The sequence below is a fragment of the Streptomyces sp. NPDC053069 genome, assembly GCF_044546895.1.
Taxonomy (GTDB): domain Bacteria; phylum Actinomycetota; class Actinomycetes; order Streptomycetales; family Streptomycetaceae; genus Streptomyces.
On the sequence record NZ_JBITZN010000002.1, the window covers coordinates 586,735 to 611,421 of the forward strand.

General features: G+C 64.6%; 14 protein-coding genes. 10 read left to right on the top strand and 4 right to left on the bottom strand.

Annotation, left to right across the window (positions count from 1 at the left end; genetic code table 11):
• Positions 1-60 precede the first annotated feature (60 nt).
• A complete protein-coding gene (locus tag ACIGXP_RS06345; RefSeq protein WP_399764574.1) occupies positions 61-1,086 on the top strand; it encodes a Ku protein in 1,026 nt (341 codons plus the stop codon).
• 328 nt (positions 1,087-1,414) lie between these two features.
• Here the strand turns inward: ACIGXP_RS06345 and ACIGXP_RS06350 are convergent, their stop codons facing one another.
• Positions 1,415-1,915, bottom strand: a complete 501-nt coding sequence (locus ACIGXP_RS06350) for a hypothetical protein (RefSeq protein WP_399764577.1) — start codon at positions 1,913-1,915, stop codon at positions 1,415-1,417.
• Positions 1,916-2,040: 125 nt separating this feature from the next.
• Here ACIGXP_RS06350 and ACIGXP_RS06355 point away from each other — a divergent pair, with 125 nt between their 5' ends.
• On the top strand, positions 2,041-2,433 hold the full coding sequence (locus tag ACIGXP_RS06355; RefSeq protein WP_399764579.1) for a hypothetical protein: 393 nt from the start codon (positions 2,041-2,043) through the stop codon (positions 2,431-2,433).
• A 1,842-nt stretch (positions 2,434-4,275) separates the two neighbouring features.
• On the opposite strand, the gene ACIGXP_RS06360 is transcribed toward ACIGXP_RS06355, so the two are convergent.
• Positions 4,276-4,707 (bottom strand): hypothetical protein, encoded by a 432-nt coding sequence (locus ACIGXP_RS06360; protein ID WP_399764581.1) that lies wholly within the window; start codon positions 4,705-4,707, stop codon positions 4,276-4,278.
• A gap of 1,704 nt (positions 4,708-6,411) precedes the next feature.
• On the opposite strand from ACIGXP_RS06360, the gene ACIGXP_RS06365 reads away from it, so the two are divergent.
• The 5 genes from ACIGXP_RS06365 to ACIGXP_RS06385 all read left to right on the top strand — a co-directional run bounded on the left by ACIGXP_RS06365 (position 6,412) and on the right by ACIGXP_RS06385 (position 18,014).
• The gene (locus ACIGXP_RS06365) at positions 6,412-7,332 is read left to right on the top strand and encodes an MBL fold metallo-hydrolase (RefSeq protein WP_399764584.1); all 921 of its coding nucleotides are present in this window, start codon (positions 6,412-6,414) and stop codon (positions 7,330-7,332) included.
• A 1,161-nt stretch (positions 7,333-8,493) separates the two neighbouring features.
• Positions 8,494-9,348 carry a helix-turn-helix domain-containing protein gene (locus ACIGXP_RS06370; protein WP_399764587.1) on the top strand — a complete coding sequence of 285 codons (855 nt, stop codon included), beginning with the start codon at positions 8,494-8,496 and terminating at the stop codon, positions 9,346-9,348.
• Complete coding sequence (locus tag ACIGXP_RS06375) at positions 9,345-11,180, top strand: hypothetical protein (protein ID WP_399764590.1); 1,836 nt, start codon at positions 9,345-9,347, stop codon at positions 11,178-11,180. The genes ACIGXP_RS06370 and ACIGXP_RS06375 overlap by 4 nt, the downstream gene beginning before the upstream one ends.
• 2 nt (positions 11,181-11,182) lie before the next feature.
• Positions 11,183-12,856 (top strand): hypothetical protein, encoded by a 1,674-nt coding sequence (locus ACIGXP_RS06380; RefSeq protein ID WP_399764593.1) that lies wholly within the window; start codon positions 11,183-11,185, stop codon positions 12,854-12,856.
• Positions 12,840-18,014, top strand: coding sequence for an FtsK/SpoIIIE domain-containing protein (locus ACIGXP_RS06385; protein ID WP_399764596.1), 5,175 nt, complete (start codon positions 12,840-12,842; stop codon positions 18,012-18,014). The genes ACIGXP_RS06380 and ACIGXP_RS06385 overlap by 17 nt, the downstream gene beginning before the upstream one ends.
• A 124-nt stretch (positions 18,015-18,138) precedes the next feature.
• On the opposite strand, the gene ACIGXP_RS06390 is transcribed toward ACIGXP_RS06385, so the two are convergent.
• Entirely contained in the window at positions 18,139-19,347 is a 1,209-nt protein-coding gene (locus ACIGXP_RS06390; protein ID WP_399764599.1) for a restriction endonuclease, read from the bottom strand.
• A gap of 469 nt (positions 19,348-19,816) precedes the next feature.
• Between ACIGXP_RS06390 and ACIGXP_RS06395 the strand changes: the two genes are divergently transcribed.
• From ACIGXP_RS06395 to ACIGXP_RS06405, 3 genes are all read left to right on the top strand, one after another.
• The gene (locus ACIGXP_RS06395) at positions 19,817-20,221 is read left to right on the top strand and encodes a hypothetical protein (protein WP_399764601.1); all 405 of its coding nucleotides are present in this window, start codon (positions 19,817-19,819) and stop codon (positions 20,219-20,221) included.
• Between the two features lie 147 nt (positions 20,222-20,368).
• Positions 20,369-20,575, top strand: coding sequence for an HNH endonuclease (locus ACIGXP_RS06400; RefSeq protein WP_399764604.1), 207 nt, complete (start codon positions 20,369-20,371; stop codon positions 20,573-20,575).
• A gap of 580 nt (positions 20,576-21,155) precedes the next feature.
• Positions 21,156-23,399 carry a tetratricopeptide repeat protein gene (locus ACIGXP_RS06405; RefSeq protein ID WP_399764607.1) on the top strand — a complete coding sequence of 748 codons (2,244 nt, stop codon included), beginning with the start codon at positions 21,156-21,158 and terminating at the stop codon, positions 23,397-23,399.
• A gap of 377 nt (positions 23,400-23,776) precedes the next feature.
• Here ACIGXP_RS06405 and ACIGXP_RS06410 read toward each other — a convergent pair whose 3' ends face one another.
• Complete coding sequence (locus tag ACIGXP_RS06410; protein WP_399764610.1) at positions 23,777-24,490, bottom strand: hypothetical protein; 714 nt, start codon at positions 24,488-24,490, stop codon at positions 23,777-23,779.
• Positions 24,491-24,687 lie beyond the last annotated feature (197 nt).

Below are 24,687 nucleotides of genomic sequence, written 5' to 3' on the forward strand. Positions count from 1 at the left end.
TCCCAGAAAAACGGGTGAAACCGGTGCAACCGGTGTCCCGGTACAGGAAGGGTGCGGCACGTGCGATCGATCTGGAACGGCGCCATCTCCTTCGGGCTCGTCAGCATCCCGATCAAGCTGGTGAACGCCACGGAGAGCCATGCGATCTCCTTCCGCCAGATCCACACCGAGGACAACGGCCGCATCCGCTACCGCAAGGTGTGCGAACTGGAGGAGCGGGAGGTCACCCAGTCGGAGATCGGCAAGGGCTATGAGGACGCCGACGGCACGATCATCCCGATCAGCGACGAGGACCTCTCCCACCTCCCCATCCCCACGGCCCGCACGATCGAGATCGTCGCCTTCGTCCCGGCCGACAGGATCGACCCGCTCCAGATGGACGCGGCGTACTACCTCGCGGCCGGCGGAGCCCCCGCCGCCAAGCCGTACGTCCTCCTGCGCGAGGCCCTCAAACGCAGCAACAAGGTCGCCATCACCAAGTACGCGCTGCGCGGCCGCGAACGCCTCGGCATGCTGCGCGTGGTCGGGGACGCCATCGCCATGCACGGGCTGCTGTGGCCGGACGAGGTCCGCGCGCCCGAGGGCGTCGCCCCGGACACCTCCGTCACCATCCGCGACAAGGAACTCGACCTGGCCGACGCCCTCATGGACACCCTCGGCGAGGTCGACCTGGCGGACCTGCACGACGAGTACCGGGAGGCGCTGGAGGAGGTCATCGCCGCGAAGGCCTCCGGCGAGGCCCCACCGGAGGCGCCCGAGCCGGCCGCCGGGGGCAAGGTGCTGGATCTGATGGCGGCCCTGGAAAACAGCGTGCGGGCAGCCCGCGAGTCCCGCGGCGCACCGCCCACCCCGGCAGAGGCCGAGGTCAGATCCCTGCCACGCCGGTCGGCACCGAAGGAGGCGGGCGCCAAGAAGTCGACGTCCACGGCCAAGAAGAAGGCAGCACCGGCGAGGAAGTCGACGTCCAAGACAGCCGAGGGAACGAAGAAGACGGCGGCGTCGAAGACCACGGCGAAGACCACGGCCAAGAAGACGGCCCAGAAGACGGCCCAGAAGAAGACGACGTCGCGTCGGCGAACGGCTTGAGGGCGACCTCTGAGCGCCGTAGCCGTAGGGGGATCGGCCGGTCCCTGGTTCCGGCTGCGCCCACGCTGATCGCGCCCACGCTGATCGCGCCCGCGCGACGGAGCCGCACACCGATACGGTTCCGCGACCCGTTCCCCGCACCTCTCGCAGGACCGGACACGAGGCTGTGCCCCGTGACCCTTGCTTTCGACTCGCGCGAGTTTCCTGAATTCTGCGGCCACATGGCGCATGATCGAAATGCGGTCGGCGTCGAGCACCTCGACGATGGCGCTGAAGGGCGGAGGGCGAGGCCTGCCTGTATCAGCCGAGCACTCCGCTGAGTCATGCGTCAAAGAAAGAGGAAACCATGACGGCAGCGACGGAGACTCCCACTCGTGAAAAGGCCGGAGTAGGCCAGGAAGAGTTCGGCGAGGAATCCGCCTTCGGTCCGCTTCTGCTGGCAGCGTTGCTGAGCCGGCGTGAGGAGCGCGGCGAGGAATCGATCATCGAGCACCCGCTCCTCCTTGCCGCCCTCGCGCGTCGGCGTGAGGAGGGTGGTGAGGAGTCGATCATCGAGCATCCGCTCCTCCTTGCGGCGCTCATGCGCCGTCGGCGTGAGGAGGGTGGTGAGGAGTCGATCATCGAGCACCCGCTTCTCCTTGCGGCTCTCATGCGTCGTCGGCGTGAGGAGCGCGGTGAGTCGCTGATCCAGCACCCGCTCTTTCTCGCGGCGCTCATGCGCCGTCGGCGTGAGGAGGGTGGTGAGGAGTCGATCATCGAGCACCCGCTTCTCCTTGCGGCGCTCATGCGTCGTCGGCGTGAGGAGCGCGGTGAGTCGCTGATCCAGCACCCGCTCCTCCTCGCGGCGCTCATGCGCCGCTGACAGGGAACAACGACACTCTGCCCCCCGATCCCGGCAGCCGCCGGCATCGGGGGGCAGGCCCCGTACGGCAACCGAAGACCTGAGGAAACACAATGGCAGCTGAGTCCGGCGACAAATCGGAACGGGACCCCTTGGGGGCCTTCGTCGACGAGATCTTCGAGGAAATCGTGCGCGATGCCGGAATCCCCCACACTGGCACCGGTGTCAAGCACGGAAAGGACCCACTGGCGGGGGCCCTGATGGAAGCGGCCGTGGCGTTCCTTTCCCAGCCGCCGTCCCGTTCCTCGGAACTGGAACGGGTGCTGCTCGCGCAGACCCTCGCGACCGCACTGGCAGAATCTCTCGCGCCCGCTCTGGCAGATGTGCTGGCCTCGGAGATCATGAAGGTGCTGAACCACCACGCGGCCTCCCGGAGCGGCGGCACCCACGAAACCGTCGGCGGCTCCGGCCCCAGCCACCGCTCTTCCGGCGGGGCCGGGCGGTAACGGCCTTGTGACGTCGACCCTGAGGTCGACGGAGCCGCTTGGACCGGAGCGCCTTCGGACCGGAGCGGCTTCGGGCTGGAGTGGCTTCGGGCTGGAGTGGCTTTGGACTGGAGCGGCTTCGCCACGAATGATCATGGCCCCGTAAGCTTCCGGCGCGTCGGGCACTCTGTGGACCTGCCCGGTAGAGCACGACGCCGGGGCCATGATCTTCGAGGAGCGCAACTCACGTTCTTGAACTAGCCCGCCAAGCTGCGGCGCCCGGACCAACCTGTCGCGACGCCATTCAGCCCGCGCAGTGACGTGACCGAGGGAAGCCGGCAGGACGAGCCACCAAGCCGAGCGAACGGCGCCGCACGCACCCAGTCGCCGGTTCCTAGAGCTCCACCCACGACTGTCGACACCGGAGGGGAAACAGCGCGGCGAAGTGCGGCGCTCCTGCCAAGGCGGAAGGGCGATGTCCATGGCCGGTGGTGACCGACACGTTCCGGTGCCCGGTTCATCAGGGACCGTGCCCTGCGTACGGTGCGACTCAGCGCATGTGAAGGGAAGCTGGCATCTACGGGTGACCCCAACAGCGCCGGACACGACACCCGTACCCGGCCGGCACGCCCGCCCCAACCACCGGCTGACGCCGCCATGAAACCCAGGGCTGCCTTGGCTACTTGTTCTTCCCGCCGAGGCCCAGTGCTCCTACGACCTCCGATACGTCACGACTGTCGCACCGATGCAGCACGACCAAGCCGATCACGAGACGGAACGCGGTGTAGTCGAGCCGGCCAACAAACAGGCTTCGCAGTGCCCAACCCTCCAGCTCGACCTACACGGGACACGCTGCCGCGAAGTAGGCGAGCCTCCAGAATCTCCGCGGCGGACGCACAAGTCAGGGGAGTTCTCTGCGGCGTTCGGGGGCAGCGCGGAACCGCGTGCGAGCGGGAGCCGCAGACCACAGCTCAGGCAGGTCAGCATCGACCTGCATGTGCGATCTTCCGGCTGGTGCAGTAGAGCGATGGAACAACCCTCGTCACGACCACGGGCGCCGACGTGTGTGGCCCACACGCTTCTCACACGCGATCAGTGCGCAACAGCAAGAAAGAGCGGGAGACAGTGAGACGAGCTCCCGCTCTTTCGTTTCGGCATCCACCTTGGCCAGCGCCTCATTACTGCTGACCCCAGGCGAGGCGGGCGTGGCTAGATGGTGCCCCTCGATGCGAATTTGCGGCAGACCGGTTGTAGAGGTCTCCTGGGGAGGTCGCGCGGCCGTGTGTGTTCTCTCAGTTCTGTGCTTGGCCGCAGTGGTTGCTGTACTTCGCTGCTGTACTACGCCGCACCTACGGTTCGAGCCCTTGCCCAGTTCGGCGCTGGCCTCGGTCTCATGCGGCGACTCGATCCGTATCCGGGACGGCGGCTGGCCGTGGCACTTGGTACGCGACCGGAACCGTCCGCCACCGTCCACCAGAAGGTGAGGCACCAGGTTCGTTCGGGCGGCCCACCGCTGGGCGGTGGCGGGTGAGATCTGGACGCGTTCCGCGGCCCGGCGCAGCGGCCAGCCGCAGCCGCTCGGACTTGGCCAGGGGTGCATTACGGTGGGGCAGGAGGGCCTTTCGGCTGGTATAGGCGTCGCAATCCACACCGAACGGGAAGGCCCTCACCCGTTCAAGATCCCTCAGCCGAGACCTGACTCGGCGCGTGAGTCGACATTCCACCGCGTGAAGCGGAGGCCGTCGCCACATCAGGAAGACCGCCATGCAGGGTGACCAGCTCTAACGAATACCCCAAAAACGATCATCGGGGGTTGAATGCCAAGGGCAGTCAGCCGCCGCCCGGACTATCCGCAGATCCGGGTCAGTTGTCGTTGAGGAAAGTGTGGTCAGATTGGTGCGCGCAGGGCGCATCAGGGTTGTTGCATGTATAGACGTTGACATGGAATGTCTCGTTCTCCGGAAGGTTGTGGTAACCCACCCCGTCCGAAGCCCGCGCGGTGGCGCATGATCCATTGCCTCCGGACGTTGTGATCACGTAATACGTACCGGTGGACTGGTAGACCCATGCGTTGGCGTTGTATCCGTCCGCGGCCGTGTCGCAGACCTCGACGACGTCGCCGTACTCTTCGACGTAGACCGTGCCGCCGTAAGGAGAGGCGTCCGTTGTGTGCCATGTGTGGTCCCAGGTGCCGCCGGGGGGATCCACCGTCGCTGATGCGGGGGTCGCGGTGGCGAGCGATCCTCCGGTGACGAGGCAAACAGCTACGGCAAAGGCCGCAGTTTTTCCACGCACTTGACTTCCTCCCTGTGCTCGCTCGGACAGCCCGGCGAGTGCTGGGACTATACAGCGCACGAACGATTGTTCACCCGCTTCAGGTCGTAGATCGCGGTGCTCGCTGTGGACAACAGCTTGGTGGAAGCGGCATCGTCAGGACGAGTGCAGACCGTGACGGATCCGCCGCTCACTCGTGCCTGACGGTCCATCAGGACCAGCAGACGGACGATCTAGAAGGCGGTCAGGCTGATCGGGATGAGTCCACCAAGGACGGTGGGGTCACTCCGGTCCCTCTTTGTGGCGCGCATCGGCCTGCGCGCCGCGGCGACCTCGCGGGCGAGTGTGAGGGCTAGCGCGGGATCCAGCGCCCGAACCCGGACAAGTACGTCATTTAGCACGTTCGAACCTGGCGAAGGTACCGGGCTCCGCTGAGCGGGGACGAATGCGGACGGTACTCCTGTTGTCTGGGATGGCGCTTCCTTCACAGTGGTGAACTCTCACTGTCGCTCGGCAGACATGGCTAACTATTGTCACATTCAATCAGCCCGTCGTCACTCAAGTGGACGAATCCATAAGCGATCAGACGGCTCGTTACTTTGGGGGGGCGGTGGCCTGCCCGGTCTGGGGTCGAGCATGATCAGGGGGCCGTACGCTGGCTGGCAACTCGGGCAGGCTTTGGACCTGCCCGCAATTTGCACGAGTGGCCCCCTGGTCTTGCTCGACACGGGACCCGGACCGGGGAGGTGGCTAAAGCCGTGTAGCCGACCGGCCCCAGCCACAGTGGGGTTTCTCCCTGTCTTGGCCGCGCCTGCAGTCCGACAGGCTGCCTGGTGCGGGATCAGCGGGCCGTATGAACGTTCGCGCATCTGGCAGCGTCGGCCCGCATGCCACCGCCACCACGATCCGTCCTCTTGCGGGAACACAAAGCGTCTTTGACCTGCCCGGTTGGGAATCACCGTTGGTCCCCGTGCCCGTGTTGGAATGTGGCCGCTGCGTGCGGCGACGGGCGGGCGGCGACGTGCGGCCGGTGGCGAAGACAGTGAGGCGGCGCGGCGGCGACCGACCGGCGCCGCCGCGCTTGGCGCGGCCCTCGGGTCCTGATCCGACCTACTGGCTGTAGGCAACCGGGTGGAAAGGGTGCACGGTGGCCTTGGAGGCGGGGCGTTGGGGTCGAGCTGCTGTAGCGTCTTTCCCTTCCTGAGGCCGGATCGTGGTGGCGGTGGCGTGGGGGCCGGCCGCGGCCGTTGATGCGCTTGGGCGGAGTGTGCGGTGGTCGGGTTGGCGATGATCCAAGACCGCCAATGTCCGCCGGACGAGCGAGCGCAGCGAGCCTTGAACCCGTAGAGAAAGTTGTTACTCAGGCTTCGTCGTGATGCTGTGTCTTGTCTCGGTTGATGCTTGACGTTGTGGCTTTACCTGATGCTTGACACCGCTTGCCTCGGCTTGGCTGTGCGCGTCTGATCCGCCAGCCGGGAGGGCCGGGGCCGTGCTGGTGGAGTTGAGCGTGGTCGAGCAGCGGCATCAGGCGGTCCCTGAAGCCGCGGGCTCAAGGGCTGCATGACAAGCCACTCGGTACGGGTGGGAACGCGTCCTGAGAGGAAGTCCGGGCCTCGTGGCGGTTTACCAGCGCGTGCGGACGGGGCTTCGCAGAATGGACCGTTGTGAGAGGGCACACGAGGTCCCGCGCTGGCTCTCCTGCCCCTGGGGGCCGAGGATGCTCGTATGAAGGTGCCGATCGGTCGCCCGAGTCTGCGGCCCTACCTGGCTTACCAGCAGCGCGCTGCAACCCACCGTGAGGGGCTGATCGCTCACTTCTTGGGCACCAGCTCAGTGCTGCTGTCGGACGGACGGACCTCGGTTCTCAGCGACGGGTTCATCACCCGCCCGAGGATGCTGCGAGTGGGAGTGGGCAAGATCGCCCCGGACCGCTCGTTGGTCCGTGCCGCCATCGAGCGGCTGCGGGCCGACACCCTCGCCGCCGTGGTGTGCGCGCATTCCCACTACGATCACGCCCTCGACGCACCGGTGTGGGCGCTGGAGACCGGCGCCGAACTGGTCGGGTCAGAGTCCACCGCCAACATCGGACGCGGCCTGGGGGTCCCCGAGTCGTCCTTGCGGGTGGTCGGCGACGGCGACACCGTCACCTACGGCAGCTTCACGCTGACCTTCCTGGACTCCGTGCACAGCCCAGGCGACCACTACCCAGGCACCGTTGACCGGCCCTTGGTGCCGCCGGCCCGCGTCGGTGCCTGGAAGACCGGCACCGCCTACTCCGTGCTCGTCACCCACCCCCACGGCCGCGTGCTACTGCAAGCCAGTGCCAACTACCGGCCCGGCGCGCTTCGTGGTCACCATGTCGACGTCATCTACCTGGGCGTCGGCATGCTGGGCAAACAGCCCGCCGAGTTCCTCCACGCCTACTGGGACGAGGTCGTGGTCGAGACCGGGGCCAAGCGGGTCATCTTGGTGCACTGGGACGACTTTTTCTTCGGCCTGGACCGGCCACTGCGTCCCATGTCCTACCTGTTCGACGACCTTGACACCACCATGCGCAGGCTGCTGTCCCTGGCTCGCCGTGACGGCGTCGACGTCGTCCTGCCCGTCTCCTGGCAACCCAGCGCGCCCCTCACCGGTCTCGCGTGAACTCGGCTCAACACTGGAAGGCCGCCGTTGACCAACAGCCGGTTCTTGAAGATCAGTTCTGGGCCGTCCCTGGCTTGTGCGAGGCTGACCAACGGCGACTGTCAGCGACAGACGAGCCACAGTCGCGCCGACGAATCCCCGAGTCACACCCCCCGCAATGGGTTTCCGCTCAGGGGACAGCCGTCGGGCAAGACGGGGGTGTTTTTGCCGACCGGGACGCTGAGTGCTCGCCCACCTGCAACAACGCCACGGCGAAAGAGTTGCCGATCCCCCCGACGGCTCCGTCGAAGGTATGGGTTCCACGCGCGCGTTCCGGCCGAGAGTTGCTGATGTTCGTGAACCAGTGCGGCTTGTAGCCCAGCAGACGCACGATTCGATGAGCCGCTCCGTGAACATGGGCACGATCACGGCGCGCTGTAACCCGGAACACAAGATCCTTATCGCATGCCTGCCAGCCAGAGGCATGCACATTCCCACCGGACCCCGCCCCGTACATCAGGGACGCACAGCAACCGGGCCCAGCCAGCAAGGTCCGCTCAGGAGGGTTGCGCGACCGCGGTGAACCGGGTCTGCATGGAGCTACGAATCAGAGGCCCCATGCTTGACCTGTGCCAGGCGGGCAGTCACGAGGAAGGGTGGTGGCCGGCAGGCGTGCGGCCCAGACGCTCCTCACACGCGATCAGTGCGCAACAACGAGAAAGAGCGGGAGACAGTGAGACTGTCTCCCGCTCTTTCTCTTCGGCATCCGCCCTGGTCAGCGCTTCACTTCTGCTGATCCTCGGCGAGTGCCCCCGGCAGGATTCGAACCTGCGCACACGGCTCCGGAGGGGCTTTGCATCCTTGGTCCTTTGGCTGGTCAGGGTGCAGGTCCTCCTATGAGGAGGCACATCTGTCCACGAATGGTCCGCGTCCGCCGGGGCCTGTCGTGTGAGGGCGTTCGCCATGACCCGGGCCACGGACACAAGACGGCACTGTCAGCGTGTCGCGAGGTGCTTGGAATGTTCGCAGGACGGGCTTGAGTGGCTGGCTGCCCCAAGAGGCCGATTGAGTTGATGAGGGCGTCGACGCAAACTACAGCTACGTGCAGGGGAGTTGGGGGTTGCGGCAAAACGCAACCTCTTGCCTGGACTAGGCAGGGTTGACAGGTGTTTCCTGGTTCGCGTGACATCTCTACCAGCCGAAGAGCTTGGCCCAACGCTGCGTCGCCTGCGTCGGCGCCGCGGGATGACCCAGCGTCAACTAGCTGAGGCTGCTGGTACGCATGTCACCCACATTTCGCGGGTTGAGTCCGGCGAGCGAGTGACGGTAAGCCGTGGGCTGCTCGAACGGCTGGGAGACGAGCTCGACGCGCAGGCGGAACTCGCCGCGGCAGCAGGACGGGTCTCCGCCCGAGCGGAGCAAGCTCTCTGCCAGTTTCCGGACGCCCTCCAGGACTCAGTCCTGGAGGCCAAGACCCTCCCAGCGCTGCGCCGCCTCGCGGCGGCGGCCCGGGCGCAGCGCCTGTTGTCCCGAACGCCCGGGGGCGCTGTCGAAGGGGGGCGCATTGAGCCGACAGCCCTCTGCCGCCAGCTGAGGCTGCAGCCAGTCGTGAGTCCGGCCGGCAACGGCCCGCCTCTCTCCTTCGAGGACGGGCACGTCATCGTGACGGACCCAGGCCAGCACGGGGACCCCGCTGCCCTACCTCGTATCCGGTTTTTGATCGCTCACGCCGCGGCGCATGCTCTGGACAAGCAGCTGTCGTGTGTCTTCCCGCGCATGGGCAGTGGTGAGGACCTCGCTTGCGACGTGGCGGCCTACCTGCTGTGCCCACCTAACCTCCTGGAAGACGCCTTTCGGTCGACAGTTCTTGAGGCAGGTTCAGATACGCGGGATCCCTGGGTTTCAGACATCGGTGCAGTCGTGACCGCCGTCGCCAGAAAGTTGGGAGTTCCGGGATGGATTGCGATTCGCCGCCTCGCTGACGATGCACTCCTCGATGAAGAGGCCCTCTACTACACACTGGGAGACCGCCCGTGACCGCCACCGAGCCTTTCGACACAAGCCTGCCCAGTCCGATCGGCCGTCTTGCACAGCTCCGGGCGCGAGCGGTGGAGGCCGTGGTGCGGGACGACCGGCCGAGTGACGTGCAGCAACTGATGGCGCCTGCCGGATCTCTTGATGAGGCCCTTTGGGAAGCCCTCGGCGGTGCGGACGCGCCGAAGCTTCTAGTGCTCACTGGAAGCGCTGGAACAGGCAAGTCCGCAACGATTAATCACCTGCTGCAGCGCGAGCGGGAGACGAGTGCTGGGCGAGTGGGCGTACACCTCGCCGACGCGACTCACGCCGATGCACCCGACCAAGGACAAGCCCAGCGGCTTGCCGAATTCTTCGCACCGTTCGCCGATGATGCACCCACGACTGTGACGGAGCCCTGTCGGCTCGTCGCAATGAATACAGGCATGGCGCTGCGTTTTTTCCATGACCTGCACAACTTGAATGGCGCACCACCGCTGAACGCGCTGGAGGCAGTCCTTCGACGCCGGTTGGGGCTGCCGGGCGACTACGCCCCGGTCCAGTCGTGGCTCGACGCCGCTGTCCTCGTTGTAAACCTGGACCATCGCCCGACGGCTGGAGAGCCTGGTGACCTCTTCGACGATCTACTTCGGCGCCTCGATCCCAGTCTTCGTGAAGGGGTGCTTGAAGGGGCACCTCGCTGTGCCACATGTACCGTGCGCGATTGGTGCTGGCCTATGGCCAACGCCGTAACTCTCTCCTCCGAGCGTGGCCGGGCGGCGATCAACGCCGCAGCGGGCGACGTCGCGCTTGCGCGCGGCCGACAGTTGGCGCCTCGCGCCTTGTGGGATGCTGCGGCGGAACTCGCCTTGTCCGGGGTAGGCATCGATCAGGACAACGACGGAAGGGATCCCTGCTACGCGATTGTTGATGTGGCACGCTCACATGACGAAGCGGCGTTGCTAAGGGGACTTGCCTGTAACCGTGCCCTCGACTCAGCCCGACCAGGCACGCTGGTGGCAGACATCGCGATGAGGGACCCGGGCTATGCCCCCTCACTTGCGGCGCACGAGCTCATCGCAGATGCCGGCCTTAACCCAGAACTAGATGGGCGCAGGTTCGCCGAGTGGCTCACGGGTGTCACCCCACTTCACCCGGCCGCCTCGCGTGGTGCCGAAGCCATGGCGGATGGCCGTGTCGCCAATCTCGGCCAGTCAAGACCATTGGGCCGTGTCCTTGCGCGAGCCGCATGGCTGGCTGGTGAGCTGCGCGGCCGAAGTGGGTTGCCGCCGGAGTTCGCCCGTGCTCTCCAGGCTCAGAAAGCGGGAGCAACCGAGAACGACGTGACTGAAGACGGTGAGGCGCTCGATGGCGCGCTCTCTGCTATCGAAGAGGGGCTGGCCGAAGTGTTCGGTCTTACAAGTGGGCCAGAGCACTATTACCCGACGGCCACGCCCGTGCCAGGCAGCGACGCCGATCTGCTAGTCGAAGCAAAGCTCGTCCAGGACGGCTTGATCACGACCCAACGTGACCCCATTGCCTCGGGTAACCCGGCAGGGTCAGCCCTGGTCGGCTACCGTCCCATCACCCTCGCACTCAAGGCGGGAGAGCGGTCCATCACGGTCGACTATCCGTTGTGGCGACTGCTGCGCCGAGCTGCGGAAGGTGTTGCGCCAACTAGCGTCGAACTCGAACGCTTTCTAGCGCTCCGTCAGGCAATCCGAGAACTCGGCATTAAAACTGCGGCCGATCCCCGGCAGACGTTGTTGGTGCGTGAACGAGGAACAGGCCGAAAGTTCCGCATAGTCACCCGCAATGTCAGCGCGGGAGCGCTGCGTGCGACGGAGGTGCTCTGAACATGGCGACAAGTAACGTTACTAAAGCCCTCGCCGGCATCACCGCCGCAACCGGCGTACACGTCACCCTGGACGCGGAAACGCTCAAGGTCGATGGCCGGCCGGTCAGCCTACCCGGGAAGCTTACGGGTGAGCGGGCTGACCTCTTCGGTATCGAGGGGCTTCTACCTACCGTGCCTCGCGCAGACGACCGAGACAAGTTGCTCTGGCACGTGATCGCTGAGGCAAGCCCCGACGACGCGGGTGAACCGCTCAAAGACCGAGTTCTTGAAGCTGACCTCGCGGAGCGCCTAGGGCTCGGCGGCGAGGCATCGCGCGCGGCCGCCGCCGCGCTTCTCGACCGATTCTTCAACCGCAAGCGCCTCCGAGCGCTTCTACCGGTCCACGCCTCTCTACCGCTCAATTACGGCCACGCTAGTGCGAACGGGAGGTGGAGCAGATACCGCATGTTTAATGGCGGTATCTTGCCCTTCCTCCTGTGGGATTCGTCCGAAGGCAAAGTGGCTGCTGACCTCGTGGCGCAGTTGCTGCGCATCGCTGCGGACAGCAACGAGCTCACTTCCCTGGACCGCCGCTTCCTTGACGTGGCACTCCGCGACGCGCCCGCTCCTGCCGCTTCTCCGGATGCTGCAAAGCTGATCGACCGCTACGAGAACGCATTCAAAGGCGACCTGGGAAGGGTCGGCGGCGCGTTCTGTCAGCCAAGTCTCGATCTGTTCAGGCGGGATCTTCAGACCGTCCTGTGCACCGACCTGCCGCGACCTGACATGATCCAGTGGCTCACGTTGCTGCTCAGCCTGCACCTCACCGTCCGGCTGTATCGGATCGCTGTCGTAAAGGGCGGCGAGTTGGACGCAGCCGTAGCCGCGGCCGGCCAGCTTGATGCCCCGGTTGGCGCAGGCGGGTGTTCCTGCTCAAGTGGTGCGGGAGGCGCGGAATGCCTGCAAGCATGTTCCCTCGCGGGGCTCTTGCGCTTCCGTACGGGGAGCGGCCGGTATCGGCCGGTTAGCACTCGGGATGGCTGCCGGTCCGCATACGTTGAGGTCGACCAGCGCCGCCTGCTCGATATGCCGGCCACCCTGGTTACAGCTACGCTCGCCAGCCACGCATGGGAGGCGCTAGGAGGCGGTGACGCGGCGCAGCGGAGGGACCTGTCTGCACTCGCGGCAGCGTTGAATACGGACCCTGCACTCCGCAAAGCGCACGGTGCTGCCTGCGCTGGTATCGCTGTCCTGCATCACGACGCGTGGCACAAGGGTGCGGCCACACTCGGTCAACTGGAGAACGTGGCCCGTACGGGGCCGAACCGTCCGGGGCTGCATGCCTTGCGAGACGACGTCCGCAAGATGCGTCGCCGAGATCTGCGGCACCAGAGTCGTGACATCGTCAACCAATTGATGCTTGACGCCAACGTTGCGGGCCCTGGAGCTCTCATCACGCGAAACGGGACTCATGGGTTCTACGAGATCGATGAGCAGCTCCTGGTCATGCTTGTCCGCTTGATCTGTCAAGACCGGCAACTGCCCTACGAGGCGTTCCTCAAGGGGATGCGGGCTTATGGGCTCGCACCGCAAGACGACCAAGAGCGCGAGTCGCTCGCCGACGCCCTTGAGCGACTCGGACTGCTCGCGCGCTATTCCGATGCAGGGGAGGCCTCCTTTGTCCACTACGCCTGAGCCGTCTGACAGCGACTTCACCGCCGCCCTCATTGCTGACGGACTCATTGCAGAGGCCATGCGATCGGGCGAACACCGGCGGCTCTACCTCGCAGGACACCTCGGACTTGGGCCCGAGACGCTGTTCGAGGCCCTCCGCGAGCGTCTGCATCCCGATAGAGGCATCATCGTTGATGCGCCTCTGGGTCCGGTTCAGCTGCAGGGCGTTCCTCTCGGCATCTACCCCGGCGGCGAGGCGCTCCTAGTGCCCTACCTGGTGGGTTCTCCCGGGCCAAATGCGGGCTCGGCCGGTTTCGCTGCATTCCTGCGTGACGAGGTGCCCGTCGGAACGGCACCGCGCGTCCTGCTCATCCTCGATGAACACCCCGTAGAGACCGTGCGCACCGCCGCAGAGGACGCTGCACTCCTAGAAGCTCTTCAGTGGCCGCAACTGCTTGACGCTGCCATCTCTGGCGCGGAGCCTGCGGTACTGACACTCCTGCGAACCGTCATCGAAGATGACGCCCGCTTCGGCAGGATGCCTCGAACGTTCACAAGCGTGGGCGCCCTCCGCCGGCTAGCCACGCGCACCGATCCCATCGAGGCCGGGGCTGGGCTGGACCTTCTCGGCTGCTATCTGTCCGATCCCGCTGCGCATACAGATGCGAGGCGCCGTCTGCGCCGTGGCGCAACGTGGCGCGCTCAGTTGGAGGCATGGTCGGCCCCGGACCAGAACATCGAGGCACGCCTCCTCCCGCGCTACCCAGATCAGAGCGACCCCGGCCTCAAGCGAGTCCTCGCGGCTCAGACGCCCTTTGGCATCGACTTCGCAAAAATTACGCTGGCCGACATGCCACGGGAGCGCGCTTCCGTCACACGACTACGGCTGGTCTCGCCCGTCCGGGCCCGCGGTGCCGCATGCGCATCCCTGCCGGGCCGTGCTGCCATCTGGAAGCCGGGCGGCGGAAGCTTCTCCATAATGCTCACCAGCCCCGCAACCTCCGAAGCGAGCGTCACTCTGATGTGGGCAGACGGTGGTGCACCAGTCGAGCTCCACATCGCGGCTGGTGACCGGGAGATCACCATCGATACAGAAGGTGAAGGCTGGCGCTTCGCACGCCTTGAGCTTCCCACCGGTGAAGCTGCCGACCTCGCGATCTTTCTTGGCACGGGGGACTGGGCGCCATTCGAGTCGCGGCTCGACCTCGACCTCACCTCCTCCGCTTTCCGGTGCACTGGCGAGCCCCAGCTCCTTGCGATGGGCAAATCCGGCGAGCTTCTCGGACAGCCTGAGGTCGAGGCGACCGAGGACTTCGAGGGAGACGGGGAGCCGTGCCGCTGTGTAGCAAGGTTCGGACAACAGAGTCAACCGATTGACCTCCTCCTTGATGGCTCAAGCGGCGAGTTCAATGACTCGGATGACGATCCCGGAATCGACACGCTTCCCCCCGGCCCCGGGCCCGACACAGGAGAAATCCCCCCAGAAGACGAAGGCAACGAGGGTGAGGAAGGCCCGGACAGCGGTGGAACCGCCGGTTCGGTGCCGCGGTTTCCGTCTGTCGCGCACGCCCGCTTGAGTGCTAGCCGCTCCGGCCAGGCGGTCGGGCCCAGCTCCTTTAGGGTGACTGCCGATGGCGTGGGCCGAGGCCTCACGCCGGGTGTGTACGAGCTGGAAAGTCAAAGGCTTGCGCAAGGCCTGGACGGCCTCAAGCTGGAGCGCCAGATTCTCGCGCGCCCGGACGCCACGGCCTTTGTCGTCCGCCGATTTGGAGGCGACGCTGTACTGGACCCGCACCCTCACCTCGATCGGCTGGACCTCGGCGGCCTCCCGCGGGAGTTTTGCGATGCCTTTCTGCACGCGCGAGTAAACTTGTTTGCCGCTCTAGCCACCTATGGCTCCGTGCATGCGCTGGGCGCGGGCGTAGCACACACGGAAGCGGAGGCTTACGTCGCTGCTTACGAAGCTCTGCTTGATGCCATGCTGGCCCGTGGTCGCTTCCTAGCTGAGTACGAGCGGATCCTCCTCTGCGACGCCATTAGTGATCCTGCAACCGGCGAACTGTTCATCGCACCGACCAACCCGATCAGCGTGCGGTACATCCTCATGATGACCGAGGAGGTTGAAGGTTGGCTGCCCCGCGCATCAGAGGTGTTGCCAGCAGACCTGGACAGTTGCAGCACCCGGCACCTGCTGCCTTTCTTTGCCATGCAGGGCACTTGGTACGAGACCGCCGAAGCAGCGCCACTGCTGTGGCGGCGCTACCGTCCGCAATCACAGGCCAATCCGGGAGAACACCGCCCCGGATACATCGCCCGCCGTATCGAGCACTTCCTGCGTGTCCATCCTGAGTACCGCGACGAACGCCAAGTGCTGTCCCTCGCCTTTCACGAGCCGGGGGACGGGGGAACCGTCTTGGCGGCTCTCCGGCGTCTCGTGCGCCCGCTCGCCACCGAGAGCACTCCCCAGCCGCTGCCACAACTCCAGGTGACGATCATTAGCTCCAGCAGTGCGCCGAGCGCCCTGCAAGGTGTGGTTAGTGGGGCAACGGCAAGCAGCCGCAGCGACGCTACCCTTGACCGCATTCTGCGCGACCGCGTGAGCCTGCAGCGGGCTGCCCCGGATGACGGCATCCCCGAGTTCGCCCACCTCTCCTTTGTCTTCCAGTCCTCGCTGGACCGTGAGCCGGCAGCAGTAGACCTAACCAGCCGCGCTGGCACCTTGTATGCCGGTGGACTGGCAGCGGCGCCTGGCCGCCATACCGAACCAGGAAGAAACGAGACCGCCTTCTCCTGGGGGACATTTGTCGGGACAGGTCTGCAAAGCCCCTTGCAGGCACTCGTTCGAAAGACGCTCGAACTCGTGGGCGGGATGCCGCGCGAGCACTTCGCGCCCGGCCGAACGCGGATGCCCTCCACTCGAGTAGCCAGTGCCTTTCTTGGAGACCTGTATCAGTCCAGTGCATGGGTAGTTCACCTGGACAAGCTGCTCGGCCTCGAGGCGTTCGCACCAGACGCAACCGGGCGCCAGGCCCGCTATCTGATCGACTACGAAGATCGCGCGGACCCCACACAACCAGGCCTCGACGCCATCACGGCGACGGCCCGGGTCGCACCGTACCGCCTCGCGCTGCGGCAGGCCCTGAAAGGACTCGGTCGACCCAGTGAAGCAGCCCTCGACCGTCTGCTTCAGCTGTTCAACGGTGTGAGCGGAAGATGGGCGCTCGACCTAGTTGGCGCCAATCCGAATGACCTGCACGAGCGCATCGGCCTTGCAACTGCCCTCGCAAGCCTGCAGGACCTGGATGGTGGCCTCCACGCCGACGGCTACGCCGGCATCGTCATTCCCATAGAGGAGATGCTCGACGCTCTGCCTCGTGCAGCCCGGCCCGCATCTGGGCATCTCTGCGACGACTTGCTGTACCTCCGCATCCCTCTCGGCGAAGCGCGGCCGCGGTTGCGCGGCCGTCTTCTCGAGGTGAAGTACCGTGGCTCAACTGACTCGGGCGCTGCTCACACGGCTCGTGAGCAGCTTCAGCGAGCCCACAGTTGGCTGACCTCAACGTTCGGCACCGACCCGGGCAGTCCCCAGCGTCGCTTCCGCGCACGGGACCTTGCCGAGTTGATCCGCGGCTCCGCCACGCGTGCCAGCGCCTTCGGGCTCCTTTCGGCCGGAGACCGCAATGCAGCCGAAGCGGCCATCGACGCTGTTAGCCGTGGTGACTTCACGCTGGAGCTGGGCTTTGAGGTGGGTGGCCAACCGGTTTACGGCGACTTCGTAAGTATCGAAGCCGACAATGTTGTCCCAGCGCATCGCCAGCCCCTTCCGGGAGCCGGACTGCCCTTGGGGCACCTCCGGCTGGGACGTCCAGCCCTTGAGGCCCTGGCTATGGGCAGGCAGCTCCCGCGCCCCTCGACACTGCCCGTGGTGACCTATCCAGAGCCCCCCAACCCTCCGCCCAGTGATAGCGGCTCGCCGCATACATCACCAGATTCGCAGGGGGGGTCGGCCAGGGACTCGGGTAGTTCAGAAGCGACTTCGCCTCATACATCACCAGAACTGGAGGCGGTGTCGGCTAGGGACTCGAGTGGTCTAGAACCGGCCACGCCGTCGCAACCAGCGGAAGTTCTCGTTGTGGCCGGCCGCCTCGACTCAGCATTCGCCAAGTATGGGCTTGGAGTCGAGCCGTTTTCATCTGATCTGGCACAGGTTGGGCCGAGCGTCATCCGGTTCAGAACACGGACGCTCGGCAAGCTGTCGATCAGCGACGTCGAGCGGAGGAGTCGCGACATCGGGCGGGAAATCGCGGCGCCGGGTGAAGTACAGATTGGCGACGAGCCTGGCTTCGTCACTGTTGATGTCCCTCGCTCCGAACGCGGCGTGTTGCTGCTGGCCGATGTCCTGCCGAGCCTTGACGCCACCCCGGGCAAGCCAGGCGCGTTGCAGTTTGTCGCCGGTGTCGCCCCCAGTGGGCAGGCATGCGTAGCCGACCTTTCCCGCCTGCCGCACCTGCTGGTTGCTGGGGCAACGGGATCCGGTAAGAGTGTTTTCCTCCGGGGATTGCTGGTGGAGCTCTTGCGCGCCCGAACGCCAGAACAGCTTCAGCTAGTGATCATCGATCCCAAGAGGCTGGATTTCGCTGCCTTCACTAAAGTCCCCCACCTCCGCGGTGGGACAATCATCAGTGATCCCGACGAGGCCCTTGAGCGGCTCCGCCGTACTCTCGAAGCAGAATTGTCTCAGCGGCAACCCATCCTGGAGGATGCAGGTGTCACCTCAGCTGCCGAGTATTACGAGATGGGAGGACCGCTAGAGGACCTACCGCAACTCGTCATCGTGGTTGACGAGTTCGCTGACCTGGTCCTCGGTGGCAGCGATCGCAAGGGGTTCAGCGAGCTCATCCAGCGTTATGCCCAGCTCACCCGCGCCTACGGCATTTATCTCGTGCTAGCCACGCAGCGGCCGAGCGTCGATGTTGTGACGGGGAGCATCAAGGCGAACCTCAGCGCCCGGATTGCGTTCTCTCTTCCGAGCGGGCGTGACTCCATGACGGTGCTGGACCGTGTTGGAGCCGAGGACCTCCTCGGTGATGGGGATCTGCTGTTTTATAGGAACGGGCGCATTGAGCGCTTGCAAGCGCCTCTCACGACTCTTCACGACGTGAGGAAGCTCATGCCGTGATGTCGGCTCGTACTGCAGCCGTGGCCGCCGACTTGTAACCACGGCTGCAGTACGTACCCGGTATGGGTGTTCCGGTTGCGGGACTAGCCAAGCAGCTGGTGCAGACACTTCTGCGTCTCCCGAGCTACACCTTCGGAAAGCTCTGCTCCAGCCACTGGCGGACGGCGTCAACAGTCGTGCGGCCGTTTTGGCGCAGGGCGGCGATAACGTCCCGGCCTGAGATGAGAACGATGGGGTGGTCATCCTCGTGGACTTCTTCCTGGACCTGTTTCTGAAAGTATGACGTGGTCACAAGGACGCCGAAGTTGCGATGCCTAATTCGGGAGATCAGTCGTGAAACCTCCCGCACGCCCACTGAGTTGCCGACGCTGTAGCATTTCGCTTCAAGGGCGAAGTCGATGGAGATGCGACTGGATGCCGGCCCGAGGCCATACGTGCCGACGGCATCGCGCCCTCCGTCCCTGCTGGGGCGCGTAAGGTCCACTGGTCCGGTGTTCTGGGCGATCAGACGCCAGATGGCCACGGCACACGCTTCGAACTCGTGCTCCCGTTCGCGGAAGTACTCACGGATCTCATTCAGCATGGCCACGCCCAGGGCATCATCCGGGAGCTGCTCGGCTTTGGAGCGGATGACGGTAGTCGTAGGCGCCAGCAGTGGACGGTAGACGCGTCCCTCGACCCAAGTGCGCCAGACGTCAGGGCACTGACCGCCCAGCGGGGCACCGCCGTCGAGCAGGTGCTCAATCCAGCTGCGCGGAATCCTGTCGTGGTCGAGGACGGTGAAGTGCGAACGATAGTTCTGGAACCGGAGCCCCGACGTCGTCCGCCAGATGGCAGCGAGTTCGTCGTCAGATGTGAGGGTCGGCCCGCCTGGTGCCAGGAGCCCGCGGAAGCGCACTGCCCGGCCTGAGGAGCCCGCCTTCTCGAACAGGAAAAACGGGGGCACCTTGGCCCGGTGTTCTGCGGTCCCGTGGGATGCGGCGAAGACGTCTCGGAGGAGGACGTTGCCCGACCGTGGGGTGTTGTGGAGGCCTTGGCCAGGCTTTTTGTTGTCCCCGTAGTACGTGAAGGTGCCCGTCTCGATATCCAGGTGGTCGGGCCAGTCGACATCGCTGCCGCTCGTGTAGAGCACAGCCAACTTCACTGTTCCCTTGGTTGGGGAGCCGGAGTACCGGAAGCCGCCCTGGTTACCAACTCCTTTTATGAGCCTAGAAATGGGATCGTCGCCGGTGTTGCCACTCGTGCCGCCGGCGTAGAGGGCGTCGACGAGCAGGTCAGCGACTTCAAGGTCCGGGAACGCTACGTGGGGCTCAGAAGCGGCAGGAAGGGTCATACTCACAAGCTCTACCAGCAAGCACTGACGGGGGCGCCTGAGCGGCGGGGGTGGCTGAACGAAGCTGCCGCTCGGGGTCGAGATGATCGCCCGGGAACTGCGTGGCAAGGCATCGGACACCGACTTGGCGGCCTTCCGGAAGGCGCTGGAGAGCGCCCTTCCGACGCACCTGAACCAGCCAAATTCCTGGGAGCCGACGAAGCGCACACCGGAGGCGCTGTACCAGGCTGCACTGAAGGAGCTGCAGAACGGCGAGGTCGGCGGACCTGCGGGAACTCAGCTGTGGGTCCGTTGGTGCATACGTCCTCGTGAAGCACAAGGCGATCAGCGGCGCCAGGCACGATATCGGGGCGGGCAGCGACCGCCGCCCTCCGGCGGACGTCATGGCGGAGCTGCTGGAAACCGAGTGGGGCCTGCCTCACCTGCGGAAGCGATCGAGGATGACCGTGCCGGCCTCCGGCACCGGCGCGTGGACGCGCAGGGCTACCCCGAGCCGAGCGCTGCCGGCGATGACACTTACGTCGACAACAAGTACCTCCGGGAGACGTTGGCACCGAAGGACAAGGAGGGACAGGAGCCCCTGGACGAGGAGGCCGTCCTCGAAGAGAAGTCCCAGCCTGCCCTAAAGGACACACAGGGAGCGCTCAGGGGCCTGGCGGATGCGATGCGGAACCTTGGCGGCATCGAGGACGAAGTCGGCGTGCCGCTAATCGAGCAGCGCGGACGCGCTCAGGCCAACCTTCTCAGGGAGAAGCTCGAAACCCTCCTGGCCACCGCCGAGGAGTGGTGGGAGGCAGCGGTGGACGCCGGGCCTGCGGTCGTTGACGAGACGGGCGAAGACGACGGCATCGAGGACGAGAGCGAGAGTGCCTGATGAGAAAGACGACACTGATGACGACGAGGTCAGCGCGCCAGAAGGGCGCGTACTCTACCGAGCCACCGCCCACGAGAACGGAATAAGAGGCTCCGCGCTAAGAAGATTGCGGCTGTCCTCAAGGGCGGACGCACCCTGGCCTGCGAAGTGTGTGGCTTCGACTTCAGCGCAGTCTATGGCGAGCGCGGACAAGGTTACATCGAGTGCCACCACGTGGTGCCACTCCATGAGGCCGGAGAAGGCACGACGAGGCTCGCTGACCTTGCCCTGATCTGCTCGAACTGCCACCGCATGGTTCACCGCTGCGCGCCGTGGCCAACGCCGGCAGAACTGCGTACGTTGGTGCAAAAGTAGGCTCGGGTGACGGCAGCGGCGTTACCAAAGCCGCGGCTGGCGGCAGGCACGCAACCGCACGCGACTTGAGCGACGCTCCTCGGTGGTGAAACTGGCGAAGACGCTGCCTACACCGGTAATTTCTGGTCTTCCGGCCGAGGAACAGTGAAGCTGTCTGAGAATTGGGGGACTTGATGGACCCAGAGGTAGCTACCCTTGCGGGTACTGCTGGTACAACGATCGTCACGCTCATGGCCACGGAGGCCTGGCAGCGCACTCGTGGGGGAGTCGTTGCTCTCTGGCGGAGGGTGTACCCGGAGCGGGCTGACTCCGTCGCTGGTGAGCTTGCTCAGAGTCGCGAGGAGCTACTTGCTGCACGCCGTAGAGAGGACCTGCAGACGGAGACCGACCTTCAGGCGGAGTGGCAGGGACGGGTTCGACGGCTGTTGCTCGCTGACCCCAGCGTCGCTGAAGAACTGCGAGCGCTGCTGGAGGAGGTGTCACCTCACACGACAGGTGGCAACGCTGTGCAAATGCACGCCCACGCGACAGGAAATGGACGGGTGTATCAAGCCGGACGCGACCAGCACATCAAAGAATCATGAGTAATCCTGAAAGTCGCGTGACGCTGGACGCACAGGCATCCGGTCAGGCCCGGGTATACCAGGCGGGGCGCGACCTCTACGTCCATGACAGTGTTAATCATGTCGTTCCACCGACGGTAGTTCCCCTGCGTCGATCCGGACCGGCGCGAGGTGATTTCGTAGGTCGTGGCGCAGAGATCCAACGTATCCTCTCCCACCTTCAGCAGACAGAAGATGGCGCCAGCACTGTCTTAGTGCTGTCAGGGCTTGGCGGCATTGGGAAGACCGAGCTGGCGATCCGGGCTGCTGGCCTGGCGGTGGATCAAAGCCTTTTCCCAGGAGGTGCCATATCCGTGGACCTTCGCGGATATGACACGCTTTCTGATCTCTCTGTGTACCCACACCAGGTATACTCGCCAGCGCTTAAAGCTTTAGGGGTGGATTCCATTGATGGCAAGCCCGAGAATCTGGGTCCACAGTTCCATGCTGAGCTGGAAAAGCGGGCAAGCGCTAATCTGCCTGTTCTGATCGTTCTGGATAACGTTCGCGATGCAGAGCAAGTGCTTTCACTCATCCCCAATTCTCATGTGCACAAGGTCATCGTTACGTCGCGTAACGCAATCGCGCCCCTGATTCCGAGAGCGACTAACGTACGGCTCGATGTGCTATCACCCGAAGATTCGGTGGACCTGATCAAGGTCAAGGCGAAACGGGAATTCTCTTCAGAGGACGGGCTTGAGCTGGCAAGGCTCTGTGGTCGCCTGCCTTTGGCGCTAAGTATTGTCGGCGCCATTCTGGCTTCTGACCCATACTTGACCGCACCAGAACTTGGGGGCGAGCTCGCGCAGGAAGAGGAGCGACTGGAGGGTCTAGAGCACGAAGATGTTGCTGTCCGCGCGGCTTTTGAACGATCCTACGTTCGCCTAAATGAATTTCATGCGGCGGCCTTTAGGTCACTGGCACTTAATCCGGGTGCTGACCTGTCGACAGAAACAGCTGCTCTCTTGCTCGATACGCAACACCTAAAGGCGAAGCGAGCTCTGAGGCATCTCCTTAACTGTCATCTGGTGGAGACAAGCAGCGCTCCGGGCAGGTGGAGAATGCATGATTTGGTCCGACTCTATGCTGCTGAACAGGGGCAGGCCCATGACAGCAAAGAGTTCCGTGATGCCGCTCAAGCAAGGCTCGTAATTCACCTTTCAGCTCGGGCCGAACATGCTGCTGCATGGGTAAACAGCCGACCGCAAGGGCAGCTAACTGACGGTTTTGCGGATCGTGTCGCCGCCATGGATTGGCTTGCTGACGAGGCTTCAAACCTTGCGGCTAGTGCGAAGCTGTCCGCTGAGCTGGAAATGTATGACACGAGCGCAGACCTGTCGGTATCGGTCGTATCGTATCTCATTAACATTGCAGACTTCCCTTCATCCCTGTCTGTCCTGTTCGTTGGAATGGAGGCCGCAAAAAGGGCAGGAGACGAGTCGCGCCTTTCTGGTGTTTACAACAACCTGGGCATCGCCTATACCAACATGAGGAAGCATCGTGAGGCGGTGCGCTGGTTGAATAAAGCGGTTGCCCTTGCGCGCTCCCTCAATGATCGGGATCAGGAGTCCAGAGCGCTTATCAACCTGAGTGGTGCATTGAGGGAACTGGTTGGCGTCGAGGCCGGCATGGAACCCTTGAACAGGGCGATGAAGATTAGAGGGGAATTCGGCGAGGGGGGAGGTTTCGGTCTGACCAATCTCGGGATCTCCCTCCGTGAGTCAGGCAGATTTCAAGAGGCCGAGAAGGCGCTGCGGCAAGCCCTCGCTGTCCATGCTCGGAATGGAGCCAAGAAAGCAGAGGCGTCGACGCTAGCTCAACTCGGGACAACACTGATGCAAAGAGCCACTCAGGAACTCTCCACCCCGCATCTAAAGGAAGGTGTGAATTATCTGGGTGCGGCGATCATGGCCTATCGGGAAGTGAGGGACCGTCAGGGTGAAGCGATGTGTCACCTTAATTTGGGGAACGCGGTTCTCCTGGCTTCCGATCTTGAGAGGGCCCTGAATTCTTATCAATCTGCCCACCAGATATTCTGTGACGTGGGAGACAGTCACGGGCAAGGGACTGTGATGGCGGCTATTGGGCTCGCATTGGTGACGCAGGGAGATAAAGAGCGTGGCCGTTCTGCACTCCAAGAGGCTCAGCGGCTTCTTGGGCCGTTTCATGAACCTGAACGGAAGCGTCTGATAGCTCAGTACCTCCGGGACCCAAGCACGTAGAGCTGGAGGCAGCGGTAAAGCGGACTCGGCGATGCGGATGGAGCGAGGGATTTTCAGTGCTGCTTGAGGAGTGGCGCTAGCTCTAGACGCCTATTATTCCAATTAGTGCTTCCCGCACCGGGTCCCCCTGTCAACTGCACCATCACTTGATCTGGGTCATGATGCCAGAATCGAGACGCAGAGGTCGGCGGAGTCTGGAAGACGGAGGATCGCTGGCCGATAGGGAGGTCGGCAGCAGTACGAGACCTGCATATCCGGAGCTCGTCTGTACCTCAGCCGACGACAGTCAGCCACGACGGCGGGTGCGCCAACAGAGCAGGCACGCGTATGTCTCGCTGTAGCCCCACCAGCCTCAGTCACGCTGTCTGGAGTCCCCGTCAGCGAGCCGTGTAGTCGGGATCGGGAAGGGAGCCAGCGTCCGGAAGCGGGCGCCTTCCCCGTAGTCCGAGCTGCTTGATGCCGACCGAGCGCAGAAGGCCATCCACCTCTTTCAACGCCGCATCATGCAGTTCGGCTAGGTGGGGGCTCTGACTCAAGCGGTCGAGGACTCCGGAGGTGTCCACGAGCCCCGTAATGACGTAGTTCTGCTGGTGCCAACCGAGGCGTGCGTCCTGCCGCTTGGTCGCATCCAGGGGGTCCTGGGAGTCCTTGAGCTTCGCCGTGGCCAGCCCGATGTCTTCAGCCATGCGAACACGCATGTCACCGGCAATCCGGACCAGACCACGGCGGACCGCCTCCTGGCGTCTGCCTGTCTGACTGAGGGCGCTATTGACGACCTCCTCCACGAAGTTCTCAATCAGCAGGTCAGGCAGGAAGTCCACGTCGAAGCGTTGCCGAATATTGGCCCGAGAACGGTGGTGGACGAGGTGCGAGCGGAAGGTAAGGATGGCGAGCTGAAGCTTTTCGAGGTCGGCAGCCCGGCGCTTACCCCGTTCCTGCCGCTGCGCAGTGAGTACGGCCATGATGGGCGCGAGGATGGCCGTGGTGATCGCGGCGATCGGCACTGTTTTGAGAACCAGATCTCCCCACGCGATTCCTCGTGGTTTCTGGCCAGTCGATGCCGCAAGCCCGGCGAGATGCGAAAGGAGCATGGGCCGGATTGTCCAGGCCGTCCGTGCTCGCCGTCTAACGTGGGTACGCTTCGTTACCCGAGAGCAACGAAAGTCTCGTATCCGACACCCTAGCCACGAGACACCGCTTCTCTGACGCCAGGCCGCTGCCTGCTGTACGCGCGGCGCGGGCGCCGGCCGGGCTGGAGCGGGGCGGAGACAGGAGCGCAGGCCCGGCC

What these genes read in the sequence shown, in the direction of transcription:
- ACIGXP_RS06355 (WP_399764579.1), top strand. Translation starts at nt 2,041, where the DNA reads ATGGCAGCTGAGTCCGGCGACAAATCGGAACGGGACCCCTTGGGGGCC.
- ACIGXP_RS06365 (WP_399764584.1), top strand. Translation starts at nt 6,412, where the DNA reads ATGAAGGTGCCGATCGGTCGCCCGAGTCTGCGGCCCTACCTGGCTTAC.
- ACIGXP_RS06380 (WP_399764593.1), top strand. Translation starts at nt 11,183, where the DNA reads ATGGCGACAAGTAACGTTACTAAAGCCCTCGCCGGCATCACCGCCGCA.
- ACIGXP_RS06390 (WP_399764599.1), bottom strand. Translation starts at nt 19,347, where the DNA reads ATGACCCTTCCTGCCGCTTCTGAGCCCCACGTAGCGTTCCCGGACCTT.
- ACIGXP_RS06405 (WP_399764607.1), top strand. Translation starts at nt 21,156, where the DNA reads ATGAGTAATCCTGAAAGTCGCGTGACGCTGGACGCACAGGCATCCGGT.
- ACIGXP_RS06410 (WP_399764610.1), bottom strand. Translation starts at nt 24,490, where the DNA reads ATGCTCCTTTCGCATCTCGCCGGGCTTGCGGCATCGACTGGCCAGAAA.